This is a genomic window from Streptomyces sp. SID5785, from assembly GCF_009870065.1.
GTDB lineage: Bacteria > Actinomycetota > Actinomycetes > Streptomycetales > Streptomycetaceae > Streptomyces.
In genome coordinates this window covers 1-7,201 of record NZ_WWIA01000377.1, presented here as the reverse complement: position 1 = coordinate 7,201, position 7,201 = coordinate 1, and the positions used below count along the sequence as shown (strand labels likewise).

At 74.0% G+C, this 7,201-nt stretch carries 7 protein-coding genes; 2 read left to right on the top strand and 5 right to left on the bottom strand.

Features of this window, described 5'->3' with window-relative positions; genetic code table 11:
- The 3 genes from GTW43_RS12505 to GTW43_RS12495 form a co-directional block, all read right to left on the bottom strand.
- On the bottom strand, nucleotides 1-884 hold an 884-nt coding region (locus tag GTW43_RS12505), incomplete at its 3' end, for an HRDC domain-containing protein (protein ID WP_161301729.1).
- Nucleotides 885-983: 99 nt separating this feature from the next.
- Nucleotides 984-1,646: a response regulator transcription factor gene (locus GTW43_RS12500; protein WP_161301728.1), complete on the bottom strand. Its 663-nt coding sequence runs from the start codon at nucleotides 1,644-1,646 to the stop codon at nucleotides 984-986.
- A 338-nt stretch (nucleotides 1,647-1,984) separates the two neighbouring features.
- Entirely contained in the window at nucleotides 1,985-2,698 is a 714-nt protein-coding gene (locus tag GTW43_RS12495) for a DUF3000 domain-containing protein (RefSeq protein ID WP_161301727.1), read from the bottom strand.
- A 98-nt stretch (nucleotides 2,699-2,796) separates the two neighbouring features.
- Here GTW43_RS12495 and hemE point away from each other — a divergent pair, with 98 nt between their 5' ends.
- Nucleotides 2,797-3,885 (top strand): uroporphyrinogen decarboxylase, encoded by a 1,089-nt coding sequence (gene hemE / locus GTW43_RS12490; RefSeq protein ID WP_161301726.1) that lies wholly within the window; start codon nucleotides 2,797-2,799, stop codon nucleotides 3,883-3,885.
- A gap of 106 nt (nucleotides 3,886-3,991) precedes the next feature.
- Here the strand turns inward: hemE and GTW43_RS12485 are convergent, their stop codons facing one another.
- Both GTW43_RS12485 and GTW43_RS12480 read right to left on the bottom strand, forming a co-directional pair.
- Nucleotides 3,992-5,383: an FAD-dependent oxidoreductase gene (locus GTW43_RS12485; RefSeq protein ID WP_161301725.1), complete on the bottom strand. Its 1,392-nt coding sequence runs from the start codon at nucleotides 5,381-5,383 to the stop codon at nucleotides 3,992-3,994.
- A 36-nt stretch (nucleotides 5,384-5,419) separates the two neighbouring features.
- Nucleotides 5,420-6,385 (bottom strand): DUF4349 domain-containing protein, encoded by a 966-nt coding sequence (locus tag GTW43_RS12480; protein ID WP_161301724.1) that lies wholly within the window; start codon nucleotides 6,383-6,385, stop codon nucleotides 5,420-5,422.
- A gap of 153 nt (nucleotides 6,386-6,538) precedes the next feature.
- Here GTW43_RS12480 and hemG point away from each other — a divergent pair.
- On the top strand, nucleotides 6,539-7,201 hold a 663-nt coding region (gene hemG / locus GTW43_RS12475; RefSeq protein ID WP_161301723.1), incomplete at its 3' end, for a protoporphyrinogen oxidase.

Below are 7,201 nucleotides of genomic sequence, written 5' to 3'. Positions count from 1 at the left end.
TGGCGCCCCATCCGGTGCCCGAACCCGGGCAGCGCGGTCAGCGCGTGCACGTTCGGCGGGAGCGCCAGCGCGGCCTCGACGATCGCCGCGTCGCCGAGCACCTTGCCGGGGGAGACGTCACGGCGCTGCGCCACGTGGTCCCGCGCCGTCCACAGCTCGCGCACGACGGCCATCTGCCGGCGCCGGCGCACCTTGTGCATCCCGGACGTGCGCCGCCACGGATCCTTGCGCGGGGGCGCGGGCGGCGCGCTCGCGATGGCCTCGAACTCCTGGTGGGCCCAGTCGAGCTTGCCCTGCCGGTCGAGCTCCTTCTCCAGCGAGTTGCGCAGGTCGACCAGGAGCTCGACGTCGAGCGCCGCGTACCGCAGCCACGGCTCGGGCAGCGGGCGCGTGGACCAGTCGACCGCGGAGTGCCCCTTCTCCAGTACGTAGCCCAGCACGTTCTCCACCATCGCGCCCAGGCCCACGCGGGGGAACCCGGCCAGGCGCCCGGCCAGCTCGGTGTCGAACAGCTTGGAGGGGATCATGCCTATCTCGCGCAGACAGGGCAGGTCCTGCGTCGCGGCGTGCAGGTCCCATTCGGCGTCGCCGATGGCCGCACCGAGCGCGGACAGATCGGGGCAGGCGACGGGGTCGATCAGCGCGGACCCGGCGCCCTCCCGCCGCAGCTGGACCAGATACGCCCGCTGTCCGTAGCGGTAACCGGAGGCGCGCTCGGCGTCGACGGCGACCGGCCCGGTGCCTGCGGCGAAGGCGCTGACCACCTCGGCGAGCGCGGCCTCGTCGGCGATCACCGGCGGAATGCCCTCGCGCGGCTCGAGCAGCGGGACCGCTGTCCCTTCGGTCGGGGTGCTGTCTGCTGCGGTCTCTTGGGCGTCTGTCACCTGACAAGGGTATCTGTCAACCGACGACGCCCGTCGACGGAACGTTCCGTCGACGGGCGTTGAGGGTGGGGAAACCGGAAGGATCCGGCCAGTCTTCGATCAGTGGATGATGCCGGTGCGCAGGGCCACCGCCACCATTCCGGCCCGGTCGCCCGTGCCGAGCTTGCGTGCGATGCGGGCCAGGTGGCTCTTGACGGTCAGGGCCGACAGGCCCATGGAGACGCCGATCGCCTTGTTCGACTGGCCCTCCGCGACGAGCCGCAGTACCTCCACCTCGCGGCCGGACAGCTCGCGGTAGCCGCCCGGGTGGCTCGGGGCACCCGGGCGGCGGCGGTGCATCCGGGCCGCGGCGGCGCCGATCGGGGCGGCGCCGGGGCGGGTGGGCAGGCCCACGTTCGTACGGGTGCCGGTGACGACGTAGCCCTTCACTCCGCCCGCGAGGGCGTTGCGCACGGCGCCGATGTCATCGGCGGCGGACAGGGCGAGGCCGTTCGGCCAGCCGGCCGCGCGGGTCTCGGAGAGGAGAGTGAGGCCGGAGCCGTCGGGGAGGTGGACGTCTGCGACGCAGATGTCACGGGGGTTGCCGATGCGGGGACGAGCCTCCGCGACGGACGAGGCCTCGATCACGTCGCGCACTCCGAGCGCCCACAGATGGCGGGTCACGGTGGAGCGGACACGTGGATCGGCCACGACGACCATCGCGGTCGGCTTGTTCGGGCGGTAGGCGACCAGGCTTGAGGGCTGCTCGAGGAGAACGGACACCAGGCCTCCTGGGGTGCGGGACGGAGCCGGCTCTGGGGATGAAGCCGGGATGAACCGTGCTTTCAAGGTCACAGAGGTCTTCGGCACCAAACCTGCCCGCCTTTAGAGAAAGATCACGATTTGGTGAGTAACAATTCACGCAATTCGGACAGGTTATCGATCATCCGAAGGTCATCCGAAGATCGAACGAAGATCGAACCCGAACGGATCCGGCGTGGAACGTGCACCGGACGCGACCGTCCCTCCCGGCAGAACGAGTGACGGCCGCGCCGGACACCCGTCCGACGCGGCCGAAAAGAGCCCCTGCACACCGTGCGCCCCCCCGACGGGCGCACCCCTCAGGACGGTCGCGGCCCCCTGCGCTGCGGCAGGGTCACCACCGACGTGTCCGCGGCCGTCGGCCCCGACGGGACCGGCGGCAGCCCCGCCACCTGGCACAGCAGCTCGCACCAGGCCGCGAGGTGCTGCGCCGTGTCCGGGACGCCCGCGCCGTTCTCGCGCGGTGTCCACGACGCCCGGATCTCGATCTGCGACGCGGCCGGCCGGTCGCCGATCCCGCCGAAGTAGTGCGAGCTCGCCCGGGTCACCGTGCCCGACGGCTCGCCGTAGCCCAGCCCGCGGGTGTGCAGCGCGCCGGTCAGCCACGACCAGCACACGTCGGGCAGCAGCGGATCCGCCGCCATCTCCGGCTCGAGCTCGGCGCGCACCAGCGTCACCAGGCGGAAGGTGCCGTGCCAGGCGTCGTGCCCGGCCGGGTCGTGCAGCAGGACCAGCCGGCCGTCGGCCAGATCGTCCTCGCCGTCCACGACGGCGGCCTCCAGCGCGTACGCGTAGGGCGCGAGGCGCTGCGGCGGCCGGGTCGGATCGATCTCGATCTCCGGGCGCAGCCGCGCGGACCGCAGGGCGTCGACCGCCGTGCGGAAGGGAAGGGGGGTGGGGTCGTCCTCGTGTGCAGCGTTCATGTCCCGAGCGTTCTGCCCCTCCCGCACCGATTCAGTCATCCCGGCCGTTGTGTCCGGGCCGTCGGACCGTCGTCCCTGAGCCGCAGCCATGCGGGGAAGATTAAGGGGAACGAGCGCCTCGCGCAGGCAGGGACACCCGGCAGGGACGGCTTCTCGGCAGACTCGGCGCCCGTGCGAGACTTTGCCGTGTGAGTGCCAACACCGAGGCCACGGGCCAGCAGCCGACAGCGACCGACGAAGCCAGGAAGGCCACCGAGAACTCGGCCTTCATCAAGGCGTGCAGGCGGGAGCCCGTCCCGCACACGCCCGTGTGGTTCATGCGGCAGGCCGGACGCTCGCTGCCCGAGTACCTCAAGGTGCGCGAGGGCATCCCCATGCTCGAGTCCTGCACGCGGCCCGAGCTCGTCGCCGAGATCACGATGCAGCCCGTGCGCCGCCACAAGGTGGACGCCGCGGTCTACTACAGCGACATCGTGGTGCCCCTCAAGGCCATCGGCGTCGACCTCGACATCAAGCCCGGCGTCGGCCCGGTCGTCGCGGACCCGATCCGCTCGCGCGCCGACCTCGACCGGCTGCGCGACCTGACCCCGGACGACGTCTCCTACGTCACCGAGGCCATCGGCCTGCTCACCGCCGAGCTCGGCTCCACCCCGCTCATCGGCTTCGCCGGCGCCCCCTTCACCCTCGCCAGCTACCTGATCGAGGGCGGCCCCTCGAAGGGCCACGAGCGCACCAAGGCCCTCATGTACGGCGACCCGCAGCTGTGGGCCGACCTGCTCGACCGCCTCGCCGCGATCACCTCCTCCTTCCTGAAGGTGCAGATCGAGGCGGGCGCGAGCGCCGTGCAGGTCTTCGACTCCTGGGTCGGCGCGCTCGCCCCCGCCGACTACCGCCGCTCCGTCATGCCGGCGTCCAGCAAGGTGTTCGAGGCCGTCGCCGGGTACGGCGTCCCGCGCATCCACTTCGGTGTCGGCACGGGTGAGCTGCTCGGGCTGATGGGGGAGGCCGGCGCGGACGTCGTCGGCGTCGACTGGCGCGTTCCGCTGGACGAGGCCGCCCGCCGCGTCGGCCCCGGCAAGGCGCTCCAGGGCAACCTCGACCCGGCGATCCTCTTCTCCACCCAGGAGGCGCTCGAGGCCAAGACGCGCGAGGTGCTCGGCGCCGCGGCGGGCCTGGAGGGCCACGTCTTCAACCTGGGCCACGGTGTGCCGCCGAACACCGACGCGGACGTGCTCACCCGCCTCGTCGACTACGTCCACACGCAGACCGCGGCCTGATCGCGCCGACGTCACACCTCGCGCGTGACGTCACACCTCGCGCGTGACGTCACGTGCCGCGCCTGACATCTCGTCACGGCGTCGCGCCGAGCCGGGTGGAGCGCCTTCACCCGGCCCTGCGCACCGCCGTGACGGCCTTCCGCGCCGCCACCAGGACCGGGTCCCAGACCGGTGAGAACGGCGGGGCGTACCCGAGGTCGAGGGCCGTCATCCGCTCCACGGTCATGCCCGCCGTGAGGGCGACGGCCGCGACGTCGACCCGCTTGGCCGCACCCTCGCGCCCCACGATCTGCACCCCGAGCAGCCGCCCGGTCAACCGCTCGGCCAGCATCTTCACCGTCATCGGCGCCGCCCCCGGGTAGTAGCCCGCGCGCCCCGTCGACTCCACGGTCACCGTCACGTACTGCAGGCCCGCCCGCCGGGCGTCCTTCTCGCGCAGGCCGGTCCGCGCGATCTCCAGGTCGCAGACCTTGCTGACCGCGGTGCCCACGACACCGGGGAACGTCGCGTACCCGCCGCCCACGTTCGACCCGATGATCTGCCCGTGCTTGTTCGCGTGCGTGCCGAGCGCGATGTGCCGCTCCCGGCCCGACACCAGGTCGAGGACCTCGACGCAGTCGCCGCCCGCCCAGATGCCCGCGTGCCCGCGCACCCGCATCGACAGATCGGTCAGCAGCCCGCCGTGCTCGCCCAGCGGCAGCCCGGCGGCTCGCGCCAGCGTCGTCTCGGGCCGTACCCCGATGCCGAGGACCACGACGTCCGCCGGGTACTCGGCGTCGCGCGTGGCCACCGCGCGCGCCCGGCCGTCGTCGCCGGTCAGGATCGCGGTGACCTCGGCGTCGTCCACCATCGTCACGCCGAGCCCGGTCATCGCCTCCCGTACGAGCCGGCCCATGTCCGGGTCGAGCGTCGACATGGGCTCGGCGCCCCGGTTCACGACGGTCACCTCGTGGCCGCGGTTGATCAGCGCCTCGGCCATCTCGACGCCGATGTAACCGGCGCCGATCACGACGGCGCGCCTGCCCCCGGCCGACCGCAGCGTGTCGAGCAGCGCCTGGCCGTCGTCGAGCGTCTGCACCCCGTGCACGCCCGCCGCGTCGATCCCCGGCAGGTCCGGGCGGACCGGCCGCGCCCCGGTCGCGATCACGAGCCGGTCGTACGCGGTCCACGACGCGGCCCCGCCGTCCACGTCGCGGGCCCGCACCCGGCGGCCCGGCACGTCGATCTCCACGACCTCCGTGCGCATCCGCAGATCGATCCCGCGGGCGCGGTGCTCCTCGGGTGTGCGGGCGATCAGCGCGTCCCGCTCCTCGACCTGGCCGCCCACCCAGTACGGGATGCCGCACGCCGAGTACGACGTGAAGTGGCCGCGCTCGAAGGCCACGATCTCCAGTTCGTCCGGGCCGCGCAGCCGGCGGGCCTGCGACGCGGCCGCCATGCCCGCCGCGTCGCCGCCGATCACCACGAGCCGCTCGCGCCCCTGCTCTCCAGCACTCATGCGCCCACGCTACGTGCGCGGGCCCGCGGGGGCCGGTCAGCCCCGTCCGGCGGTCCCGCCCCCACCGGCCGACCCGTCGTCACCGTCCGCCCCGCCACCGGCTTCCGCCGCGGGAACCGGGCCGCGCAGCCGGGGCCGCAGCACCCGCAGCCAGCCGAGGACGCCCGCGGCGAGGACCGCGGCGAAGGGGAGCACCGCGGCGAGCACGACGACGATCCAGCGCAGCACCGCCACGAACGCGTGCCAGCCGCCTGCCAGCGCGTCACCGAGGCCAGGGCCCGCGTCCGCGTCGTCCGTCCCCGGGGCCGGTGCAGCGGTGAGCCGCAGCGTGATCGTGGCCAGCGTGGTGCGGTCCTTCAGCGAGGCCTGCCGGGCGAGCAGGGACTCCAGCTCGGCCTGACGGCGGCTCAGCTCGCCCTCCAGCGTGACGACGTCGCTCAGCTTCGTCGCCCGGTCCATCAGCTCCCGCACCCGGGCGACGCTCGCCCGCTGCGATCTCACCCGGCTGTCCACGTCGACCACCTGGTCGGTGACGTCCTGCGCGGTGACGGTCCGTTCGAGCAGACGGCCGCCGCCCGAGAGCCGCTCCAGCACCTCCTCGTACGCGTCCTGCGGCACCCGCAGGGTGACCCGGGTCCGCTCCCGGCCGTGCCCGTCGCGGTCCGTGGTCTCGCTCCCGACGATGCCGCCCGCCTCCTCGGCCGCCGACCGCGCGTCCGCCAGCGCCCGCGGCACGTCCTTCACCCGGACCGACAGCCGGGCCGTGCGGACGATGTGCGTACCGACGGACTTCGACGGCTCCTTCGCGTCCGTGCGGCCCGAGGGCGCGCTCGCCTTCGCGTCCGAGCCGCCCCCGTTCCCCGCGTCGGCGGCCGCCGCGGCGTCCTTGTCCGAGGCGCCGTCCGCCCCGGCGGAGCAGCCGGTGAGCGCGAGGACCGCGCCGAGCACCGGTACCACCAGCAGATGACCCGGCCGCAGCCGTCGTGCAGCAGTGCTTCGCATGGACCTACCCCCACGGGGACCCGAACCCGAACCTGCTTCCTCTGACGACTCCTTCGACGTGCGGGCCGCCCTTCGGGTGGTTGCCGTACGGTCCCGATGCGGTCACGTCAGGGACACGTCGGCGCGCCGGGACCCTTCTGAGAGAGTGGGGGCATGCGCGAAGCGGACACATCCACGGGAACACGACGGGACAGGGACGTCCTCGTCATCGGCGGCGGCATCGCGGGACTCGCGGCCGCCCACCGATTGCTCGACGGCGACGAGCCGGTGCGGGTCACCGTCCTCGAGGCCGCCGACCGGCTCGGCGGCAAGCTCCGGGCGGGCGAGATCGCCGGCGCCCGCGTCGACCTCGGCGCCGAGTCCCTGCTGGCCCGCCGCCCCGAGGCCGTCGGGCTGGCCCGTGCGGTGGGTCTCGGCGACCGGCTGCAGCCGCCCGGCACCGCCACCGCGTCCCTGTGGACCCGCGGCGAGCTGCGCCCGCTGCCCAAGGGGCACGTCATGGGCGTGCCAGGCACCGCCGAGGCGCTCGCCGGCGTCCTGTCCGACGAGGGCCTGCGCCGGATCGAGCTGGACGCCGACCTGCCGCCCACCGACCTGGGCGAGGACGTCGCGGTCGGCGAGTACGTCGCCGCCCGGCTCGGCCGCGAGGTCGTCGACCGTCTCGTCGAACCGCTGCTCGGGGGCGTCTACGCGGGCGACGCCTACCGGATCTCCCTGCGCAGCGCCGTGCCCCAGCTGTTCGCCGAGGCCCGCCACCACCGCTCGCTCACGGCGGCCGTCCGCGCGCTCCAGGAGAAGACCGCCCGCGCCCAGCAG

Excerpts from the sequence above, each read along its gene's own strand:
- GTW43_RS12495 (WP_161301727.1), bottom strand. The coding sequence starts at position 2,698 with ATGGCTGCGGCTCAGGGACGACGGTCCGACGGCCCGGACACAACGGCC.
- GTW43_RS12480 (WP_161301724.1), bottom strand. The coding sequence starts at position 6,385 with ATGCGAAGCACTGCTGCACGACGGCTGCGGCCGGGTCATCTGCTGGTG.
- GTW43_RS12485 (WP_161301725.1), bottom strand. The coding sequence starts at position 5,383 with ATGAGTGCTGGAGAGCAGGGGCGCGAGCGGCTCGTGGTGATCGGCGGC.